At 71.6% G+C, this 22,633-nt stretch carries 6 protein-coding genes and 1 pseudogene; 1 reads left to right on the forward strand and 6 read right to left on the reverse strand.

Annotated elements, in window-relative coordinates:
- Positions 1-115: 115 nt before the first annotated feature.
- Positions 116-3,184 carry a type I polyketide synthase gene (locus BN971_RS05350; RefSeq protein ID WP_085181817.1) on the reverse strand — a complete coding sequence of 1,023 codons (3,069 nt, stop codon included), beginning with the start codon at positions 3,182-3,184 and terminating at the stop codon, positions 116-118.
- A gap of 7 nt (positions 3,185-3,191) precedes the next feature.
- Positions 3,192-9,539: a type I polyketide synthase gene (locus BN971_RS05355; protein WP_090349842.1), complete on the reverse strand. Its 6,348-nt coding sequence runs from the start codon at positions 9,537-9,539 to the stop codon at positions 3,192-3,194.
- Here BN971_RS05355 and BN971_RS26575 point away from each other — a divergent pair.
- Positions 9,538-9,849 (forward strand): hypothetical protein, encoded by a 312-nt coding sequence (locus tag BN971_RS26575; RefSeq protein WP_211704176.1) that lies wholly within the window; start codon positions 9,538-9,540, stop codon positions 9,847-9,849. The genes BN971_RS05355 and BN971_RS26575 overlap by 2 nt on opposite strands.
- 47 nt (positions 9,850-9,896) lie before the next feature.
- On the opposite strand, the pseudogene BN971_RS05360 reads toward BN971_RS26575, so the two are convergent.
- The 4 genes and pseudogenes from BN971_RS05360 to BN971_RS05375 form a co-directional block, all read right to left on the reverse strand.
- Positions 9,897-18,584, reverse strand: a pseudogene (locus BN971_RS05360) (SDR family NAD(P)-dependent oxidoreductase); the annotation flags it as partial.
- A 91-nt stretch (positions 18,585-18,675) separates the two neighbouring features.
- A complete protein-coding gene (locus BN971_RS05365) occupies positions 18,676-19,737 on the reverse strand; it encodes a type III polyketide synthase (protein ID WP_085181814.1) in 1,062 nt (353 codons plus the stop codon).
- Positions 19,738-19,839: 102 nt separating this feature from the next.
- On the reverse strand, positions 19,840-21,249 hold the full coding sequence (argH, locus tag BN971_RS05370) for an argininosuccinate lyase (RefSeq protein ID WP_085181813.1): 1,410 nt from the start codon (positions 21,247-21,249) through the stop codon (positions 19,840-19,842).
- A gap of 171 nt (positions 21,250-21,420) precedes the next feature.
- Positions 21,421-22,617 (reverse strand): argininosuccinate synthase, encoded by a 1,197-nt coding sequence (locus BN971_RS05375; protein WP_085181812.1) that lies wholly within the window; start codon positions 22,615-22,617, stop codon positions 21,421-21,423.
- Positions 22,618-22,633 lie beyond the last annotated feature (16 nt).

Raw genomic sequence — 22,633 nt, forward strand, 5'->3', positions numbered from 1 at the left:
AAATGAGAAAAGCTTAGAAGTTCCGGCCCGGTGCCGCAAAGTTATTGCTATTCAACACATGTACAACGCCGTTCCTGCGCGGCATTCCGTAAAGCCTTCGCGCGCATAAATTTCCTCACCTGGCATCGTCCGGCTCGTCGCCGTTGAGAGCCAACGCGATCAGGGCATCGGCGCCAAGCGAGTCGATCACGTCGTCGCTCACGGACGGATCGCCCGGCGGCCCTGCGGAATCGCCCGCCAGCACCATGAGTTGGTCGAGCAATCCGGTCCGGCGAAGTTCGCGAACGGAAATCTTTGCCAAAAGAGAGCGAATTGTGTCGTCGTCGGCTTCCTCGCGGCTCGGGTGCAGCAATTGGTAACCGAGGTGCTCGGCCAATGCTGCCGGAGTGGGATAGTCGAAAATCGCGGTCCGGGAGACGGCCACCCCGGTGTCGACCGAAAGGCGGTCGCGCAATTCGACCCCGGTCAATGAATCGAACCCGAGATCCTCGAAGGCGCGTTCCGGATCGACCGCGCCGCGGTCGGCGTGTCCGAGCACCGCCGCCGCGTGGGCGCTGACCAGCCCGACCAGTTCCCGGCGCCGCTCGTCGGGCTCCAGGCGTTGCAGACGCTCGGCCAGTTCGGTGGGCCCGGTCGCGGCGCGGCCCATCTCCGGCTCCGGCCTTGCTCCCACCCAGAACCGTTGGCGCTCAAAGGAGTACGTCGGCAACGAAACCCGTCGCCCACCCCCGAGCACGCCGCGCCAGTCGACGCCGACACCGTCGACGAACAACCGGCCCGCGGCCGTCAGTAATGACAGGGGTTCCGGCCGCTCCTTGGGCAGCGTCACCACCGACACCGGGCCCTGCGTCGTCAGCGACTGCTCGACGGCGGCACTCAGTCCCCCGCCGGGGCCCACCTCGACGAACCGCGCCGCGCCCAGCGCTTCGGCGGTTCGCACACCGTCGGCGAACCGCACCGGCGCGAGCACGTGCTCGACCCAGTATTTCGCCGACCCATAGCCGTCATCGGCGACTTGCCCGGAAATGTTTTCTATCAAAGCGATTCGCGGTTCGGCAGCCGTCAACTCGGCCGCCACGGCGGCGAAGTCGTCGATCATCGGTTCCATGAGTGCCGAGTGAAAGGCGTGCGAGACGGCCAGCCGCCGCACCCGCCTGCCGCGTTGCTGAAAAGAGTCCGCGAGGGCGGCGACCGCGGCCTCGGCGCCGGAAATCACCACCGCGTTGGGACCGTTGATCGCCGCGACGCTGACGCCCTCTGTCAGCAGAGGCCTCACTTCGGCCTCGCCGGCGGCCACCGCGACCATCGCGCCACCGGCGGGCAACCCGGCCATCAACCGGCCCCGCGCCGCGACCAGCGCGGCCGCGTCCGCCAGCGACAACACCCCGGCCACGTGGGCCGCGGTGATCTCGCCGATCGAATGTCCCATCACCACGTCCGGCAGCACGCCCCAGTGCCGCAGCAACGCCGCCAGCGCCACCTCGACGGCGAACAGCGCGGGCTGCGCAAACTCGGTGCTGTGCAACGCATTCGCATCGGTGATCACCCGCGCCAGGGGAACCCTCAGGTGCTCATCCAGCGCCTCGGCCGCCTCGTCGAAGGCGCGGGCGAACGCGGGAAACCGGCCATACAGTTCGGCCCCCATCCCCCGGCGCTGCGAGCCCTGCCCCGGGAACACGAAGACTGTTTTCGCCGCGGCGCGCGGCCGGCCCACGATGACGTCGGCGTTCTGCTGCCCGGAAGCCAGCTCCGCCAGGCGGGCCGTGAGGGTTTCGCGGTCGGCGCCGGTAAGCACCGCGCGCTGCTCGAAGTGCGTTCGGGTGGTCGCCAACGACCACGCCACGTCCTGGGCGCCGACCTCGGGGTTGTCCGCCAACCGTTTCGCCAGGCGGCCGGCCTGATCTGCCAACGCGCGCGGCGAACGGGCCGTCACCACCCAGGCCGCGGGACCCGACATCGGCTGGGGCTCCGGCGGTTCCGGTCGGGCCGGCGGCTCCTCGACGATCACGTGGGCGTTCGTCCCACCCATCCCGAACGACGACACCCCTGCGCGCCGGGGCCGCGGACCGGCCGGCCACGGCGTCGGCGTGGTGTTGACCCGCAACCCGAGGCTCGTCAGGTCGACCGCGGCCTCGACGTGGTTGAGGGTCGCCGGAATGACGGCGTTTTCGATCGACATGACCGCCTTGAGCAGGCCCGCGATCCCGGCGGCGCTCCCGGTGTGGCCGATGTTGGTCTTCACCGAGCCCACCACGACCGGACGATCGCCGCCCCGGGCGAAGACCTCGCCCAGCGCGGTTGCCTCGACGGGATCCCCGACGGGCGTGCCGGTGCCGTGCGCCTCGACGTAGTCGATGTCGCCGCCGCCGAGACGGGCGCTCGCCAGGGCGCGCCGAATCACGTCGGCCTGACCGGACACCGACGGTGCGGTGGGCCCCGCCGCTCCGTGCCCGGCGTTGCCGACCGCGCTGCCGCGGATGACCGCGCGGATCGGGTCGCCGTCGTTCAGGGCGGCGGTCAGCGGCTTCAGCAGTACCACGCCCGCGCCTTCGCTGCGCACATAGCCGTCGGCCCGGGAGTCGAAGGCATACGTGTGGCCGGACCCCGATCGCGCGCCGAATTCGTCTTCGAGCCGGTCTGTTTCGGGTGCGGCGTTCAGGTGTACCCCGCCGGCGATGGCCAGCTCCGACTCGCCTGCGCGCAGCGCTTCGCAGGCCAGGTGCACGGCGACCAGGGACGAAGATTGGCCGGAATCGACGGTCATGCTGGGGCCGCGCAAACCGAGGGCGTAGGAGATCCGATTGGCGATCATCGCGCGGCTGACACCAGGGAACGAGTGATGATCCAAGACGTCGGCGGATTCCCGAAGGGTCAACAGGGCGTAGTCATCGGTCATCGCTCCGAGGTACACGGCGACCTGTCGTCCACGCAGCGTTGCCGGCACGACGAAGGCGTCCTCGAGCACCTCCCACGCGAGTTCGAGCGCGAGTCGCTGCCGCGGGTCCATGGCCCGGGCTTCGCGGGGTGAGACGTTGAAGAAGTCGGCGTCGAACGCTGCGACGTCGTCGAGGGGCCGGGTGACTTCGGCTCCGTCGCGCAGCAGCCGCCAGAACTCCTCCGGGCCGGCGGCGGCGGGGAACCTGCACGCGAGCCCGATGAGCGCGATGTCCGCCGGTGCACTCATCGCGCCATCAGGGGCCGGCCTCTTCATCGAGAAGCGCGAAAAGCTCGCTCTCGGTTGCCGAATCGATGTCGTCGAGAAGTTCGTCCTGCTCGAGCACCGGGTCGACCGGCGTCCAGGCGCTGAGCAGCGTCTGAACGCGGGTGCTCATCCGTAGCTTCTCGTCCGGGCTCCAGCCGGGCTGCTCGATCATCGCCTGTAGTTCGCGCGCGACCTCGTTGAAACGCGCCATCCGGTCGGGACCGTCCCCGGGCTTGCCGGGCACCGTATCGGTAGCGGCCAGCTGGGAGTCGATGTGCCCGGCGAGCGCGGCCGGTGTGGGGTGGTCGAAGATCACGGTGGGCGAAAGGGTAAGTCCCGTCGCGGCTTTGAGGCGGTTGCGCAGTTCCACCGCGGTCAGCGAGTCGAACCCGAGGTCCTGGAAGGCGCGGTCGGCATCGATGTCACCCTGCCCCAGCACGGTGGCGGCGTTGCCGCACACCAACTCGACGAGTTCGCGGTTGCGCTGATCGGCGGTGAGCCCCTGCAGCCGCGCGCGAAGACTCGAGGTGGAGGCCGCCGAACCGGCGTCGGCGACAACCCGCCGCGCCCGGCGCGCGCCCAATTCGCGCATTATCGGCGGCAATTCGGCCCCGGCACGGCCCAGTCCGGCCGAATCGAGCCGGGCGGCCACGAGCGTCGAGCGGTCGATCAGCATCGCGTCGTCGAGCAGCGCCAACGCCTGCCGGGTGGGCAACGGCGCGAGGCCGGCGCGGCTCATGCGGATGCGGTCGCGGTCCTCGAGGTGGCGTGTCATCGCCGAGGGTTGCTCCCAAAGCCCCCAGGCCACGGACAGTCCGGGCAGCCCGTGGGAGCGGCGGTAGGCCGCCAGCCCGTCGAGGAAGCTGTTGGCCGCCGCGTAGTTGCCCTGGCCCGGCGCGCCGACGATGCCCGCCATCGACGAAAACAGCATGAACGCCGACAATTCCAGCCCTTGGGTCAGCTCGTGGAGATTCCACGCCGCGTCGACCTTGGCGCGGAACACCGCATCCACCCGATCCGGGGTCAATGACCCGATCAGACCGTCGTCGATCACCCCGGCGGCATGAAACACCCCGCGCAGCGGGTAGCGCGCGGGCACCCCCGCCAGCGCCGCCGCGATCGCGTCCCGATCGCCGGCGTCGCCGGCCACCACCGACACCAAGGCGCCCGCCTCACGCAGCTCCGCGGCGAGATCCACGACCCCTTCGGCCCGCTCGCCGCCGCGGCTGATCAGCATCACGTGCGGCACCCCGTGGTGCTTGACCAGGTGACGGGCCAGCGCCGAGCCTGCCATGCCGGTTCCGCCGGTGATCAGCGCGGTGCCGCCGGCCAGCCCGCCGGGCCCGTCGGGCAGGACGAGCACCACCTTGCCGATGTGGCGGGGCCGGCTGACGAACCGGTACGCCTCGACCGCGCGGCGCATGTCGAACACCTTGGTGGGCAACGGCTTCAACGCCCCGGCGTCGAACAGGACCACCAATTCGGCCAGCATCTCGGCGATCCGGTCCGGCCCGGCTTCCATCAAGTCGAACGCGCGGTAGCCCACGCCCGGGTGGCGCTCGGCAATCTCCCGCGAATCGCGCAGGTCGGTCTTGCCCATCTCGATGAACCGTCCGCCGCCGGCCAACAGTCGCAACGACGCGTCGGTGAACTCCCCGGCCAGCGAGTTGAGCACCACATCGACGCGGGCGCCCCCGGTCGCCGCCAGGAATTTGCTCTCGAACTCCAGGGTCCGCGAATCGCCGATGTGGTCGTCGTCAAGACCCATGGCCCGCAGGACTTCCCACTTGCCGCGACTGGCCGTGGCGAAAACCTCGGCGCCCCAATGCCGGGCCAGTTGCACCGCGGCCATGCCCACCCCGCCGGCCGCGGCATGCACCAGCACCTTCTCACCGCGCCGCAAACCCGCCAACTCCGACAGTCCGTACAGGGCCGTCAGGAACACCACGGGAACGCCGGCGGCCTCCGTGAACGACCAGCCCTGCGGGATCCGGACGAGATACCGTTGATCGACCGCGGCTTCGGAACCCGCCAGCCCCACGATGCCCATCACGGCGTCGCCGACGGCCAGGCCGGTGACCTCGGGGCCGACTTCGACGATCACCCCCGCACCCTCCGCACCCAGGTCGGCGGCCCCGGGGTACATGCCCAAGGCCACCAACACATCCCGGAAGTTGACCCCGGCGGCGGCGATCGCGACCCGCACCTCGCCGGCGGCCGGCAGCGCCGACGGGCACGGCAGCACCGCCAAGTCCTCCAGCGTTCCCGCCTCCCCCGCCGCCAACCTCCACGCCGACGACCGGTCAGGCAGGTGCAACGCCCGGGGCGAGCCGACCGCACGCAGCCGCGGCCGGTAGACCACGCCGGCGCGGATCACCAATTGCGGCTCACCGCAACCGATCACCGCGGGCAGGTCGACGGATCCGTCGGTATCGACCAGCACCACGCGGCCCGGCTGCTCGGCCTGCGCCGATCGCACCAGCCCGCACACCGCGGCGCCGGCCAGATCCGTGATCTCCTCGTCGGCCAGGCCGGCCGCCCCGCGGGTGACCACCACCAGCTGCCCGGGCTGGTCCCCGGATAGCCAGGACTGCAGCATCCCCAGCGCGTCGTGAACGGATGCGCGCACGGAACCCGCCGACCCCGAGTCCAATTCCCACACCACCGGTTCGGCCTCGGGTGCGTCGTCCGCCGGGGTCACGGGCGACCAGGTGACCTCGAAGAGCCCTCCGCCGCCGGAACCGGCCGCGGCCAAGAGCTGCTCGGCCGACACCGGGCGGGTCACCAGTTCGCGGACCGACAGCACCGGCGATCCCGCCGGGTCGGCGATCTCCACCGACACCGCGCCCGGTCCCGCTCCCGCCGGCGCCAACCGCACGCGCACCCGTGACGCCCCCGCCGCGTGCAGGCACACGCCCTGCCAGGAAAACGGCAACACGGCCTCCGACTGGGACTCACCGGCCACCCCGAGTGCATGCAGGGCCGCGTCCAACACCACGGGATGGATCCCGAAACCGGACATCGTGACGTCGGCGCCCTGCGGGGCTTCCACCTCCGCGAAGATCTCGGCGCCCCGGCGCCACACCGCCCGCAGGCCCCGAAACGCCGGGCCGTAGTTGTAACCGCGCTCCGCCAATCCGTCGTAGGCGCCGGTCAGGTCGACCGCCTCGGCCCCCGCCGGGGGCCACACCGCCAAATCGCTCGCCGGCGTCGCCGGCCCGGTGCTCAACAGGCCCTCGGCATGCAACACCCATCCCGACTCCGCTTGCGCGGGGCGCGAATACACCGCCACCGAACGGGAACCGGCCGGGTCCTCCGGGGCGCCCACCACGACCTGAACCTGCACCGCCCCGGACGTGGGCAGCACCAACGGAGCCGCCAGAGTCAGCTCATCGATGACCGAGCAGCCGACCTCGTCGGCGGCGCGCACCACCAGCTCGACGAATCCCGCGCCGGGGAACAGCACCATGCCGGACACGGCGTGGTCGGCCAGCCACGGCTGGGCGGTCGTGGAGAGCCTGCCGGTGAGCACCACCCCACCCGAGTCCGGCCGTTCGACCACGGCGCCCAGCAACGGATGCTCGGCCCCGGTCAAACCGGCGCCGCCGACGTCGCGTGACCCCACCGCATCGGGTGACAACCAGTACCGGAGCGGCTGAAAAGCGTAGGTGGGCAGGTCTACTCGCCGTGCCTGCAGACCGTCGAACGCGGCGGCCCAGTCGACACCGATGCCGGCCGTGAACAAGCGCCCCGCCGCGCTGAGCAGCGAGTCGATCTCGGGGCGGTCCTTGGGCATGGTCACAACGGCGGTCGTCCCGAGCGCCTGCTCGACGGACGACGTCAACGCCGAGCCGGGACCGACCTCCACGAAGACGCCGGCCCCCAGCGCCTCGGCCGCCCGCACACCGTCGTGGAAACGCACGGGTCGGCGCACGTGCTCGACCCAGTACGCAGGCGAACCGTACCCCGGCCCGGCCAGTTGCCCGGACACGTTGGCCACCAAGCTGATTCGCGGCTGACCGAGGTCTATCCCGGCCGCCACGGCGGTGAACTCCTCGAGCATGGGTTCCATCAACGACGAATGGAACGCGTGGGAGACCGCCACCCGGTGCCCCCGCCGGCCCGACGCGGCCAACCGGTCCACCACGGCGTCCACCGCGGCCCCCGCACCGGACAACACCACCGCCTCCGGCCCGTTGACGGCCGCGATTTCGACGCCCTCGCCCAGCAGGGGCAGCACCTCGGCCTCGGATACCGCCACCGCCGCCATCACGCCGCCCTCCGGCAGCGCGGCCATCAACCGGCCTCGGGCGGCCACCACGCGGGCGGCGTCGTCCAGCGACAACACCCCCGCCACGTGCGCCGCGGCGATCTCACCCACCGAGTGGCCCATCACCAGGTCGGGCACCACCCCCCAGGACTGCCACAACGCGGCCAAGGCCACCTCGATGGCAAACAAGGCGGGCTGGGCGAATTCGGTACTCTGCAACAACTCCGCGTCGGCGCCCCAGATCACCTTGCGCAACGACAGCCGCAGATGGGCATCCAGCGCGTCGGCGACCTCGTCGAGGGCGCGGGCGAATACCGGAAACCGTTCATAGAGCGCCGCGCCCATGCCCAAAAGCTGCGAGCCCTGGCCGGGAAACATGAACACGGTCTTGCCGGTCGCCCGCGCGCGGCCGGCCAGCACACCCGGACCCTGCTCCCCGGACGCCAATTCCGCCAGCCCGGCGGTCAGCCGATCCCTCTCGGCGCCGACCACCACCGCGCGGTGCTCGAACACCGAGCGGGTCGTGGCCAGCGACCACCCCACATCGACGACGTCGCTACCCGCGTCCAGGTGGGCCAGCAGGCGGGCGGCCTGGGCCGACAACGCGTCGGCGGACCGAGCCGAGACCACCCAGGGCACCACCGGCGCGGAGTCACGGCTCGGTGGGGCTGTGCTCTGGTCGCTCTCGTCCTCGGGCGGGGCCTCTTCCACGATCACGTGCGCGTTGGTCCCGCTGATCCCGAACGACGACACTCCGGCCCGCCGGGGCTTGTCCGCCGGCCAGGGCCGCGCCTCGGTCAACAGGCGCACCTCGCCCGCCGACCAATCCACCTGTGGCGTCGGCGAATCCACGTGCAGCGTGCTCGGCAGCACGCCGTGGCGCATCGCCTGCACCATCTTGATGACCCCGGCCACCCCGGCGCCGGCGGAGGTGTGCCCGATGTTGGACTTGATCGACCCCAGCCACAGCGGCCGATCCGCCGGCCTGCCCTGGCCGTAGGTGGCCAGCAGGGCCTGGGCCTCGATCGGGTCGCCCAGCACCGTCCCGGTCCCGTGGCCCTCGACGACGTCGACGTCCGCGGCCGACAATCCGGCGCTGGCCAGCGCCGCCCGGATAACCCTTTGCTGCGACGGGCCGTTCGGCGCCGTCAGGCCGTTGGAGGCGCCGTCCTGGTTGACCGCCGAACCCCGCAGCACCGCCAGCACCGGATGCCCCAGCCGGCGGGCGTCGGCCAGGCGCTCCAGCACCAGCACGCCCGCGCCCTCCGACCACGACGTCCCGTCGGCGGCGGCGGCGTACACCTTGCATCGGCCGTCGGCGGCCAGCGCCCGCTGGCGGCTGAACTCGACGAACGCCGCCGGGGTCGCCATGACGGTCACGCCTCCGGCGAGCGCCAAGTCCGACTCCCCCGACCGCAACGACTGCGCCGCAAGGTGCATCGACACCAGCGACGACGAGCACGCCGTGTCGACCGACACCGCGGGACCTTCCAGGCCGAGCACGTAGGACACCCTGCCCGACGTCACGCTCAGCGTCGAACCGGTCAGGCCGTAGCCCTCCAGCTCGCCCTTGACCTCGCCCCCGTAACCGGCGTGGATGACGCCCGCGAACACCGCGGTCGCCGAACCGCGCAACCGCATCGGGTCAATCCCGGCGCGCTCCAGCGCTTCCCAGGAGATCTCCAGCATTAGTCGCTGCTGGGGGTCCATCGCCAGCGCCTCGCTGGGGCCGATGCCGAAGAACGCCGCGTCGAAGTCGCCCGCGTCCTGCACGAAGCTGCCGCGGCGCGTGTAGGTCTTGCCCGGGGCGTCGGGGTCGGGATCGAACAGCGCGTCAATGTCCCAGCCGCGGTCGGTGGGAAAGTCCGATACCGCGTCGCGCCCTTCGATCACCATGTCCCACAGGGCTTCCGGCGAGTCCACGCCGCCCGCGTACCGGCAGGCCATGCCGACGATCGCCACCGGCTCGGTCAGCCTGGCTTCCACCTCCGACAGGCGTCGGCGGGTCCGCCGCAGGTCGGCCGTCAGGCGTTTGAGGTAGTCGACGTGCTTTTCGGTCCCGGTCATGTCAGTGGCCGAGTTCCTCGTCGAGGATCGCGAACAGCTCGCTCTCGGTGGCGGCGCTCAGGTCCTCGTCGAGGCCTGCGGCGCCGGGCTGGTCGGCGGCGAAGGTGCTCAGCAGGTGCTGGATCCGCGCGCTCAGCAGCGCCTTGTCCTCCGGCTTCCAGTCCGCCCGGTTCAGCAGGGCCTCCAGTTCGTGGGCGATGTCGTCGAATCGGGCCAGCGGACTGGATTGCTCGACGGTGTCGGCCAGTTTGGTGTCGAGGTGCCCGGCGAGGACGGCCGGCGTGGGGTAATCGAAGATCAGCGTCGGTGAAAGGGTGAGGCCGGTGGCGTTTTTCAGGCGGCGAGGGCGTTGCGGTCCACGCGGGCGGCGACCAGCAGGGAGTGGTCCATCAGCTGGGCGGTGTCGAAGGCGTCGAGCGCCTGCTCGGTCGACAGCGGGGCAAGGCCGATACGGCCCATGCGGGCCTTGTCCCGGTCGCCGAGGTGTGCCGTCATCGCCGACGCTTCCTCCCAGAGCCCCCACGCCAGCGACAGCCCGGGGAGTCCGTGCGCGCGTCGGTGGGTCATCAGGCCGTCGAGGAAGCTGTTGGCCGCCGCGTAGTTGGCTTGACCGGGAGTGCCGACGATCCCCGCCATCGACGAAAACACCACGAACGCCGACAGATCCAGGTCCTTGGTCTGCTCGTGCAGGTTCCAGGCGCCGTCGACCTTCGCCCGCAACACCGCATCCACGCGGTCCGGGGTCAGCGACGAGATGAGGCCGTCGTCGAGGATGCCCGCGGCATGGATGACCGCCCGCAGCGGGTAGTGCGCCGGGATGCCGGCAAGCATCCGCGCCACCGCGTCGCGGTCCGCGACGTCGCAGGCCACCACGGACACCTCCGCGCCGTCTTGAGTGAGCCGACGCACCAGTTCGGACACCCCCGCGGCGTCGGAGCCGGAGCGGCTGGCCAGCACCACGTGACCCACCCCGTAACGCCGCACGAGATGACGCGCAAGCGCCGAACCGGCCATCCCGGTGCCGCCCGTGATCACCACGCTGCCCCCGGCCAGCCCGCCACCGCAGCCGCTGAGCGCCTGCCCGGGACCGTCCGGGACGGTGAGCACCACCTTGCCGATGTGACGGGCCGAGCTGACGTAGCGGTAGGCCGCCGGGGCGCAGCGGACGTCGAATGCCTTCTGCGGCAGCGGGTGCAGCGCGCCGCCGTCCAGCAGCCGCATGATCTCGGACAGCATGGCGGCGGTGCGTTCCGGCCCGACCTCGATCAGGTCGAAGGCCCGGTATTGCGCTCCCCGGTATTGTTCGGCGACCGCCTGCGCGTCGCGCGGGTCGGTCTTGCCCATCTCGATGAAACGCCCGCCCGGCGCCAGTAGGCGAAGCGAAGCGTCGGTGAAGTCGCCGGCCAACGAGTTGAGCACCACGTCGACTCCGGCTCCCCCGGTCGTCGTCCCGAACTTCTCCTCGAATTCCAACGTCCGCGAGTCGCCGATGTGTTCGTCGTCAAAGCCCATGGCGCGCAGCACGTCCCATTTGCCCCGGCTGGCGGTCGCGAAAACCTCCGCGCCCCAATGGCGGGCCAGCTGCACCGCGGCCATTCCGACCCCACCGGTGGCGGCATGCACCAATACCCGTTCCCCGCCCCGCAGTCCGGCCAACGAGGACAACCCGTACAGCGCGGTCAAGAACACCACGGGCACCCCGGCGGCCCGCGTCAGCGACCACCCCGACGGCACCCGCACCAGCAGCCGCTCGTCCACCACCGCTTCCGAACCGACCACGCCGAGCAATCCCATCACCGCGTCGCCGACCGCCAGGCCGGTCACCCCGGGCCCGACCTCGACCACCAGCCCGGCGCCCTCGGCCCCCAGCCGGCCACCGCCCGGGTACATGCCCAGGGCGACGAGCACATCGCGGAAGTTGACGCCCACGGCCGCCACCGCCACCCGCACGTGACCGGGCTCCAACTCCTCCCGGGGGCAGGGGGCTACCATCAGGTCCTCGAACGTGCCACCGCTTCCGGCGTCCACGCGCCAGGCCTGCGGCGGCAACGTCAACACCGACTCCGCCGCCGCCGGAGTGAGGCGGGCCGCGTATGCGGCCCCGGCCCGCACGACCAATTGCGGCTCGCCGCAACCGATCACCGCGCTCGGCTCCAGCGAATCGTCGGAGTCGATCAGCACCACCCGGCCGGGATGTTCGGCCTGCGCCGACCGGACCAGTCCCCACACCGCGGCACCGGCCAGGTCGGTGACGTCTTCGCCGGGGAGCGCGACCGCCCCGCGAGTCAGGACGACCAGCGTCCCGGAGTCGTCGCCATCCAGCCACGACTGCAGCACCTGCAGCGCCTCGCGGGCGGTCGCGTGCACCGACTCCACGACGTCGGGCCCCGCGGCCCGCGGGTCCCAGACGACCACGTCGCCGCCAAACTCGTTGGAGTCCAGCGCGGTCGGGCGCCAGTGCACTTCCAAAAGCCCGGAATCCAGCGGGGCCGCGGCGACCGCCAGCTGCCCCGGCGACACGGGACGCATCGCCAACGACTGAACGGACAGCACCGGCAGGCCCGTCGCGTCGGCCATCTCGATCGAGATGGAACCGGTTTCGGCCGGTGCAATACGGACCCGCGCCCGCGTCGCCCCCGTCGCGCGCAGTGACACGCCCTGCCACGAGAACGGCAGGACTGTCCGGTCACCCTCGCCGGCCACCCCCAGCGCGTGCAGGGCCGCATCCAGCAGCACCGGGTGCACATCGAAGCCGCCGGCCGGCGCGCCGCCGTCCTGCGGCACGGCGACCTCGGCGAAGATCTCGTCGCCCCGTCGCCACATGGCCCGCAGACCCCGGAAGGCCGGCCCATACTCGTAGCCGCGCCGGGCGAGCGCTTCATAGGCGCCGGCGACGTCCACCGCCGAGGCGCCCACCGGCGGCCACACCGACAGGTCCGCGGGCGCCGCGGGCGATCCGGCGCTCACCGTTCCGTGCGCGTGTAGGAACCAGTCCGAATCCGGTTGCGCTGAGGCTGAATACACCGAGAGCTCGCGCCGGCCCGACCCGTCGTCGGCGCCGACCACCACCTGCACCTGAACAGCGCCGCCGGACGGCAGCACCAGGGGGTTCGACAGCGTCAACTCCTCGACCACCGCGCATCCGACCTCGTCGCCGGCGCGCACGGCCAGCTCGACGAACGCCGCCCCGGGCAGTATCACCGTCCCGGCCACCGCATGGTCGGACAGCCACGGCTGCGCAACGGTGGAGATCCGGCCCGTCAGCACCACTCCGCCGGAGTCGGGCCGCGGTATGACCGCGCCCAGCAGGGCGTGCTCGGTCGGCACCAACCCCATGCCGGCCGCATCCCCGGAGCCGACGTACCCCCCGGGCAGCCAGAAGCGTTGCCGGACAAACCCGTACGTCGGCAGCTCGACCCGGCGAGCGCCGATGCCGGCGAGGGCGGAGCGCCAATCGACCGCGACGCCCGCCACGTGGGCTTCGCCCGCCGACAGCCAAAAACGCTGCAGCCCGCCCTCGTCGCGGCCCAGGGTGGGTATGACGATCGGATTGTCATCCGGACGGCTCTGCGCCCAGACCTCCTCGACGCCGGTGACCAGGATGGGATGCGGGCTGGCTTCGACGAACGCCCGGTACCCCGCGTCGCACGCGCTGCGCACGGCGCGCTCGAATTGCACCGTCTGCCGGATGTTTTCGTACCAGTAGTCGGGATCAAGGCCGGCGGTGTCCATCAGCTCGCCGGTCACGGTGGAGAAGAAGGCCACCGGGCACGATCGGGGTTCGATGCCGGCCAGCGCGTCGGCCAGCGACCCCCGGATCGCGTCGACCTGCGCGGAGTGGGACGCATAGTCGACGTCGATCAGGCGGGCGCGGACACCGTCGGCGTCGCAGCGGCGCACCAGCTCGGCCAGCGCCTCCACCTCGCCCGACACCGCGACCGCCGAGACCCCGTTGACCGCGGCGATGCTGAGCCGATCACCCCACGGGGCCAGCAGCTCCCGCGCGTGCCCCGGTCCGCAGGCCAGCGAGGCCATGCCGCCCGCGCCCGACAGCTCCAGCAGCAGCCGGCTTCGCAGCGCAACCACGCGCGCGGCGTCTTCGAGCGTCAACGCCCCGGCCACCGAGGCGGCGGCGATCTCGCCCTGCGAATGCCCGATCACCGCGTCGGGAACCACGCCCGCCGAGCGCCACAATTCCGCCAGCGATACCATGACCGCCCACAGCGCGGGCTGCACCACATCCACCCTGTCCAGGCCCGGCGCACCCGGGACCTGGCGCAGCACGTCGACCAGCGACCACTGCACGTGCTCGGACAGCGCCTTGTCGCAGCGGTGCAGGTGGTCGGCGAAAACCGGTGAAGTCTCGAGCAATTCGGCGCCCATGCCGACCCATTGGGAGCCCTGGCCGGGGAACACGAAGACCGTCTTGCCGACCTGCTGCGCGCGGCCGACCACCACGCCCGCCGCGGGGTCCCCGGCGGCCACCCCGGCCGCGGCGTGCACCAGGACGCGCTGCCCGGGCTTGACGTCGGCCAGGTCCCGCAGCGCGTAGTAGGCGGTCGCGAACACCACCGTCGCGGTGGCGGCGGCCGTGTGTGACCATCCTGGAGGCACCTTGACCAGCAGCCGGTGATCGGTCACCGCGACGGTTCCGGTGCCCTCGGGGAACAATCCCATCACGCGGTCGCCGACCGTGAAACCGCAGCCATCCGAGGCGGTTTCGACCACGACGCCGCAGGCCTCCACGCCCATGACCGCGTCGGGGTCGGGGTAGAGGCCCAGCGCGATCATGACGTCGCGGAAGTTGGCGGCGATCGCCGACAGCGCGACCCGCACGTGACCGGGGGCCAGCGGCGCGTCGGCGTCGGGGATGCGCTCCAACCGCAGGTTCTCGAAGGTTCCGCGGCTGCTCATGCCCAGCCGCCACGCGCCGTCGCCCGGCGGCACCAGCAGCCCGCTCACCGCGCGGCTGCCGTGCACCCGCCCGGTATGCACCGCGCCACCACGCAGCACCGCCTGCGGCTCACCGACCGCCAGGGCCCGGGCCACGGCGTCGTCGTCCAGGGGCGCGTCACTGTCCACGAGCACGATCCGGCCGGGGTGCTCGGTCTGCGCCGAGCGCACCAGCCCCCAGACGGCCGCGCCGCCCAGGTCGGTGACGTCCTCCCCCGGCAACGCCACCGCTCGCCGGGTCGCCACGACCAGCGTCCCGGCCCGCTCGCGGCCCAACCACTCCTGCAGCACCGTCAGCGCCGCGCGGGACGCCGCATACGCCTCGGAGACAACATCGCCGCAGCCCGCCGCCGACTCATACAGGTAAGCCGCCGATTCCGACTCCGCGTCCTGCAATTCCGTTGTGCCCCAGCGGTATACCGACACCGGCGGGGCGGCGTCCGGCGACTGGGCCGACCAGACCACCTCGAAGAGCCGGTCCGGGCCCGAGTTCGACACCGCGGCGAGCAACTGCTGGTCGGTGACCGGCCGCGCCACCATCGACGACACCGACAGCACCGGCAGCCCCAGGGCGTCGGCAAGCTCGATCGAGACGGCGGCGGATCCGGCGGGCCCCGTCGGCGCCATCCGGGCGCGCACGGCCGACGCCCCCGCCGCGTGCAGCGAGACGCGCTGCCAGGAGAACGGCACCAGCACCGAACCCTCGGCAAGCTCGCCGCTTTCGGAGCCGAGGATCACCGCGTGCAGGGCCGCATCGAGGACCGCCGGGTGCACCCCGAAGCCGGCCGCGGACACGCCCGCGTCCGCCGGAAGCGTCACCTCCGCGAAGATCTCGTCGCCCCGGCGCCACATCGACGTGAGGCCGCGGAACGCCGGGCCGTACCCGTACCCGCGTTCGGCCAGCCGCTCGTACCCGTCACCGACGTCCAGCGCGACCGCGCCCACCGGCGGCCACACCGACAGGTCCGCGGACGGCGCGACCGACCCCGCGCTCAGCAGGCCCTCCGCGTGCAGCACCCAGCCGGATCCGGCCTCGCCACGCGAGAACACCGACACCGCGCGGCCGCCCAGTTCGTCGGGACCGCCCACCACGACCTGAACCTGCACCGCCCCGGACGTGGGCAGCACCAACGGAGCCGCCAGAGTCAGCTCATCGATGACCGAGCAGCCGACCTCGTCGGCGGCGCGCACCACCAGCTCGACGAATCCCGCGCCGGGGAACAGCACCATGCCACCGACGGCGTGATCGGCCAGCCAGCCCTGCACCCTCGGCGCCAGCCGGCCCGTCAGCACCACACCGCCGGACGCCGGCAATTCCACCACCGCGCCCAGCAGCGGGTGATCGCCCGCGCCCAGCCCCAGCCCGGCGGCATCGACGGCGGCGCCGTCGTTCGACAACCAGAACCGCCGGCGCTCAAAGGCGTACGTGGGCAACTCCACGAGGTCGGCCGTTCCCAGCGCGCCGCGCCAATTCACCGGCATGCCGGTGACGAAGCCGCGCGCGACCGCGTCGGTCAGCGCCTCCGGTTCGGGGCGGTCACGGCGCAGCGCGGACACCGTGGTGACCGGCGCGTCGGCCAGCAGTTCCTCGATCGAGGCCGTCAGCCCGCTGGCCGGACCGACCTCGAAAAACCGTGTCGCGCCGGCGGAATGCGCGAAGCGGATGCTGTCGGCGAAGCGGACCGCCTCGCGGATGTGCCGCTTCCAGTAGGCGGGCGAGGCGAAGTCGTCCCCGGCCGGCCCGCCGGTCAGGTTCGACACGATCGGGATCGCCGGTTGCCCGACGGCGAGGCCGGACGCGACCGTCCCGAACTCCTCGAGCATGGGTTCCATCAACGACGAATGGACCGCGTGGGAGACCGCCACCCGGTGCACCCGCCGGCCCGACGCGGCCAACCGGTCCACCACGGCGGCCGCGGCGCCTTCGGCGCCCGAAACCACCACGGACTCCGGACCGTTGACCGCCGCGAGGCCGACCTGCTCGCTCAGCAGGGGGCGCACCTCCTCCTCGGTGGCCTGCACGGCGAACATCGCCCCGCCCGGCGGCAGGGCCTGCATGAACCGGCCGCGCGCGGCCACCAGCACCGCCGCGTTCTCCAGCGACAGCACGCCGGCGACGTGGGCCGCCGACAACTCGCCGACCGAATGACCCATCACGAAGTCGGGCCGCACGCCCCAGGATTCGAGCAACCGGAACAACGCCACTTCCACCGCGAACAGGGCGGGCTGAGCGAATTCGGTGGCGCTCAGCAGGTTTTCGTCATGCCCCCACATCACCTCGCGCAGCGGTCGCAGCAAGTGCCGGTCGAGCTCGGCCACCACGGTGTTGAAGGCCTCGGCGAACACCGGGTAGCCGGCGTGCAGCCCCATGCCCATGCCCAGCCATTGCGAGCCCTGCCCCGGGAAGACGAACACGGTCTTGCCCGCGGGGGTGGCGGTGCCGCGGATCCCCGAGCCCACGTCGCCACCGGCCAACTCGTCGAGCCCGGCCAGCAACTGGTCGCGGTCCGCGCCGACCACCACCGCGCGGTGCTCGAACGCCGACCGGCCCGCCAAAGTCCACCCGACGTCGGCGGCGCCGAGTTCGGGATGCGCCTTCAGGTGGGCGGCCAGCCGCGCGGCCTGCGCCGATAGCGCCGGCGCGGACTTGGCCGCGAGTACCCATGGCAGCACCGGCAATTCGGGCCGTTCGTCGACGCGCGGCCGCGCGGGCGGGGCCTCCACGATCACGTGCGCGTTGGTGCCGCTGATCCCGAACGACGACACCCCCGCGCGGCGCGGGCGACCGTCGGCCGGCCAGGCCCGCGCCTCGGTCAGCAGCCTCACCGATCCCGCCGACCAGTCCACGTGCGGGCTGGGCTGGTCCACGTGCAGGGTCGCCGGCAACACCTCGTGGCGCATCGCCTGCACCATCTTGACCACGCCGGCCACCCCCGCGGCGGCCTGCGTGTGACCCATGTTCGACTTGATCGATCCCAGCCACAGCGGCCGGTCCGGTGGACGGTGCTGCCCGTAGGTGGCCAGAAGTGCTTGTGCCTCAATGGGATCGCCCAACGTGGTCCCGGTTCCGTGGCCCTCCACCAGGTCCACGTCCGCCGCGGCCAGCCGGGCGTTGGACAGCGCCGCGCGGATCACCCGCTGCTGCGACGGCCCGTTGGGCGTCGCCAAGCCGTTCGAGGCGCCGTCCTGGTTCACCGCGGAACCGCGCAGGACCGCCAGCACCGGGTGCCCCAGCCGTCGCGCATCGGCCAACCGCTCCAACACCAAAACGCCGGCGCCCTCGGAGAATCCGGTCCCGTCGGCGGCGCCCGCGTACGCCTTGCAGCGGCCGTCGGCGGACAGCGCGCGCTGCCGGCTGAACTCCACGAACATCGCCGGCGTGGCCATCACGGTCGCGCCGCCGGCCAGCGCAAGGTCACATTCCCGCGAGCGCAGCGACTGCGCCGCCAAGTGCATGGCGACCAGCGACGACGAACATGCCGTATCCACCGATACCGCAGGGCCTTCCAGCCCCAGCACGTAGGCGACCCGGCCCGACGCCACGCTCAAGGTCGAGCCGCGCATCCCGTATCGCTCCAGGTCGCCCGGCACGCGGCCCTGGCCGCCGTAGGAACCGTGGAAGATCCCGGTGAAGACGCCTGTCGGCGATCCGCGCAACATCAGCGGGTCAATTCCGGCCCGCTCCAACGCTTCCCACGACACCTCCAGCAGCAGGCGCTGCTGGGGATCCATCGCCAGCGCCTCGCTGGGCGCGATGTTGAAGAACGCGGCGTCGAAATCGGCGACGTCCGAGAGGAATCCGCCGGCCCGGGCGTAGGACTTGCCGACCGCGTCGGGGTCGGAGTCGAACAGCGTCGCGAGCTCCCAACCGCGGTCCGAGGGGAACTCAGACACCACGTCACGGCCCTGAAAGGCCACCTGCCACAGGGCTTCCGGGGAATCGACCCCGCCGGGATACCGGCAGCCCATCCCCACGATCGCGATGGGCTCGGTGGTCCGGGCGAGAGACTGCAGGTTCTCCCGCTTGAGGCGCTCGTTTTCCTTCAGCGTCTTGCGGAGCGCGTCGACAAGCTGGTCCGGGCCGCCGTTCATCGAAGGCGGCCTTTTGCGTCACGCATCGTCGGAACCCAAAGCGGCGCCTTCACGCTACGCGCAGGTCCTTCCGGGGCTGGCCACAAGCGCATCAGTGCCAGCGCAGCAAAACGAGTTCGGAACAGAAGCCGGGACCCAGCGCCAGCATCAACCCCGGGCTGTCGGCGGGGGGCGGCTTGGCGATGGTGTCGCGCAGGACGTGCAGGACCGACGCCGACGAGAGGTTGCCGATCTCGCCGAGCGAGCGCCACGTCAGCTCCAGGGCCTCCGGCGGAAGACTCAAACTGGCGTTGATCGCCTCGATCACCTTGGGACCGCCGGGGTGGCTGACCCACGCGCCGATGTCCGTGGTGTCCAGGCCGTGCTCACCGAGGAGCCCGGTGACGTCGTCGTACAGGTACTGCTCGACGACGGCGGCGACGTCCTTCGACAGCACGAGCTCGAACCCGGTGGCGCCGACGTCGTAGCCCATGGTCCGCAGGGAATCGGGGTATAGGTGGCTGCGCGAATCGCGGATGCTGGGTCCGGCGGCGCCGACCTGTTCGGCGCGGCGGTCGCCGACGGCCACCACCGCCCCGGCGCCGTCGGCGAACAGGGCGCTGCCGACCAGGCCCGCCAGCGACGGCTGGTATCCCGGGTAGGTGAGCGAGCACAGCTCCACCGACACCAGGGCGGCGACGTCGTCCGGGGCGCCCCGCAGGTAGTCGTTCAGGCGGGCCACCCCGGCCGCCCCCGCCACGCAGCCCAGGCCGAACAACGGTACGCGGCGCACGTCGTCGCGCAGCCCGAGCCGCGCGGCGATCCGGGCATCCAGCGTCGGGGAGGCCAGACCGGTCACGGTCGTCGTGATCAGCACGTCCAGGTCCTCTGGCCGCAGACCCGCCTCGTCCAGCGCGCCCGAGAGGGCCTCACAGCCCAGGTCGACGGCTTTCTCGATGAAGATCCGGTTGGCCATCCCGAACTCGGTCAGCGTCGGGTACTGCTCCAGGGGCAGGACCAGGTGCCGGCTGTTGACCTTGGCGCTGGCGTGCAGCTGCCGGACGATGTCCTCGTAGCCCTCGAACTTGGGAACGCTGAGGAAGAATTCGGTGAGCTCATGCTGCGTGTAGCGATGCGGCGGCAACGCGCCGAAGACTCCGGCGATGACGCTCATGGGTCCCACCCTTTGGTTACGAAGATCCAGGGCGAGGGGTTCACCCGGATACTTAAAGTCGAAGTTTAGACCGCTCGCGGACGACGGGTACGGAGACCAATGTCACTCCAGCCGGGCCCTAAGGCCTCGACACGTGTCCAATAGGGCCGTGAGCTGCTCGGACACGCGGCTCGGCGCGGTGCCTCCCCGCTCGTCCCGCGACGACACCGAACCCTCGATGGTCAGCACTTCCCGGACCTGGGGCGTGAGCCCGGGACTGATGGCGGCGAGTTCGTCGTCGGTCAGCTCGTCGAGCCCGACGCCGCGCACCTCGGCCGCGCGCACGGCGGCCCCGGCGGCCTCGTGGGCCGACCGGAAGGGCACGCCCTGGCGGACCAGCCATTCGGCGATGTCGGTGGCCAGGGTGTAGCCGGCCGGGGCCAGCGCCGCCATCCGGTCGACGTTGAAGGTGAGGCTGGCGACCAGGCCGGCCATCGCCGGCAAGACCAGCTCCAGCTGGGCCGCCGAGTCGAACACCGGCTCCTTGTCTTCCTGCAGGTCGCGGTTGTAGGCCAGCGGCTGCGCCTTCAGGGTGGCCAGCAGTCCCGCGAGGTTGCCGATCAGCCGCCCACACTTGCCCCGGGCCAGCTCGGCGATGTCGGGGTTCTTCTTCTGCGGCATGATCGAGCTGCCGGTGGACCACGAGTCGTGCAGCGTCACGTAGCCGAACTCCGTCGAACTCCAGATGATGATGTCCTCGGCGAGCCGCGACAGGTCGACGGCGATCATGGCGAACACGAACGCGGCCTCGGCGGCGAAATCACGGGCTGCGGTCGCGTCGACCGAGTTCTCGGCGGAAGTCAAGAACCCCAGCTCGTGCGCGATCCGGTCGGGGTCCAGGCCGAGCGAGGACCCGGCCAGGGCCCCCGAGCCGTACGGGGACACCGCGGCGCGCTTGTCGAAGTCGAGGATGCGGTCGACGTCGCGGAGCAACGGATGGGCGTGCGCGAGCAGGTGGTGGGCGAGCAGGATCGGCTGGGCCGACTGCAGGTGTGTCTTGCCGGGCATGATCGCCGTCGGGTGGGCGGCGGCCTGGGCGGCCAGCGCCGCGACGACGTCGAGCGCGCCGTTGGCGACCCGGCGCACCGCATCGCGCAGCCACATCCGGAACAGGGTGGCGATCTGGTCGTTGCGGGACCGGCCGGCCCGCAGGCGGCCCCCCAGCTCGGGCCCCACCCGGTCGATCAGCCCGCGCTCCAGCGCGGCGTGCACGTCCTCGTCACTGGCCAGCGGGCCGAAGCTGCCGTCGGCGACGTCCTGCGCAAGGCTGTCCAGCCCGGCCAGCAGCCCGTCGCGCTGCTCTTCGGTGAGCAGCCCGGCCCGGAACAGGACCATGGTGTGCGCCCGCGAGGCGACGATGTCGTAGGGGGCCAGCACCCAGTCGAAGTGCGTTGACTTGCTCAGCGCGGCCAGCGCGTCGGAGGGCCCGTCGGCGAACCGCCCGCCCCACAGGGAACCTTCGCGCGTGCTCACTGTTCCTCCACGCTCACTGTTCCTCCGCGCTCACTGTTCCTCCGCGAGCACTGTTCCTCCGCGAGCACTGTTCCTCCGCGAGCAGACACAGAATCGCACGCAGATCGGCATGTCGATGCGATTCTGCGTCTGGTGGCCGGGCAGGGCCCGGCGAACACCGCTGGAGGAAGGTCACCGCTGGTCCCGGCGGGCGGCGATCTTCGAAGACAACCCGTGCACGTAGACGAAGCCCTTGGCCGCCGACTGGTCGAAGCTGTCGCCCTCGTCGTAGGTGGCCAGGTTGAAGTCGTAGAGCGACTCGGCGCTGCGCCGGCCGTTCACCGCGATGTGGCCGCCGTGCAGCACCATCCGGATCTCCCCCGAGACGTGCTCCTGGGTCTTGGCGACGAAACTCTCCAGCGCGGTCTTCAGCGGCGAGTACCACAGCCCGTCATACACCAGCTCGGCCCAGCGCTGGTCGGTCTGCCGCTTGAAGCGGGCCAGCTCGCGTTCGAGGGTGACGTGCTCGAGTTCCGCGTGCGCGGTGATCAGGACCATGGCGCCGGGCGCCTCGTAGATCTCGCGGCTCTTGATGCCCACCAGCCGGTCCTCGACGACGTCGAGGCGCCCGACGCCCTGGGCGCCGGCGCGGCGATTGAGCTCCTCGATGGCCTGCAGCATCGACACCTTCTTGCCGTCGATGGACACCGGCGCGCCGCCCTCGAACCCGACGACCACTTCGTCGGGCGTGCTCCAGTTCAGGGTCGGGTCCTCGGTGTAGGCGTAGATGTCCTTGGTGGGCGCGTTCCACAGGTGTTCCAGGAAGCCGGTCTCCACCGCGCGGCCCCACACGTTCTGGTCGATCGAGAACGGCGAGCGCTTGGTGACATTGATCGGGATGGCGTTCTCCTCGGCGAACGCGATCGCCTTCTCCCGGGTCCAGGCGTAGTCGCGGACCGGCGCCAGCACCTCCAGATCCGGTGCCAGCGAGGCGAATCCGACCTCGAAGCGGACCTGGTCGTTGCCCTTGCCGGTGCAGCCGTGCGCGACGATGCCGCCGCCGTGTTCGCGGGCGGCCGCCACCAGGTGCTTGACGATCAGCGGCCGGCTGATCGCCGACACCAGCGGGTAGCGGTCCATGTAGAGCGCGTTGTTGAGCACCGTCGGCAGGCAGTAGCCCTCGGCGAACTCGTCGCGGGCATCGACCACGACGGCCTCCACGGCGCCGCAGTCCAGGGCCCGCTGGCGGATGAGCTCCATGTCTTCGCCGCCCTGGCCGAGGTCGATCGCCACCGCCACCACCTCGCGGCCGGTCTCCTTGCCGATCCAGCTGATCGCCACCGAGGTGTCCAGACCGCCGGAATACGCCAGGATGACGCGTTCGGACATGAACCAATCTCCTTCT

This window comes from Mycobacterium bohemicum DSM 44277 (assembly GCF_001053185.1).
Lineage (GTDB): Bacteria > Actinomycetota > Actinomycetes > Mycobacteriales > Mycobacteriaceae > Mycobacterium > Mycobacterium bohemicum.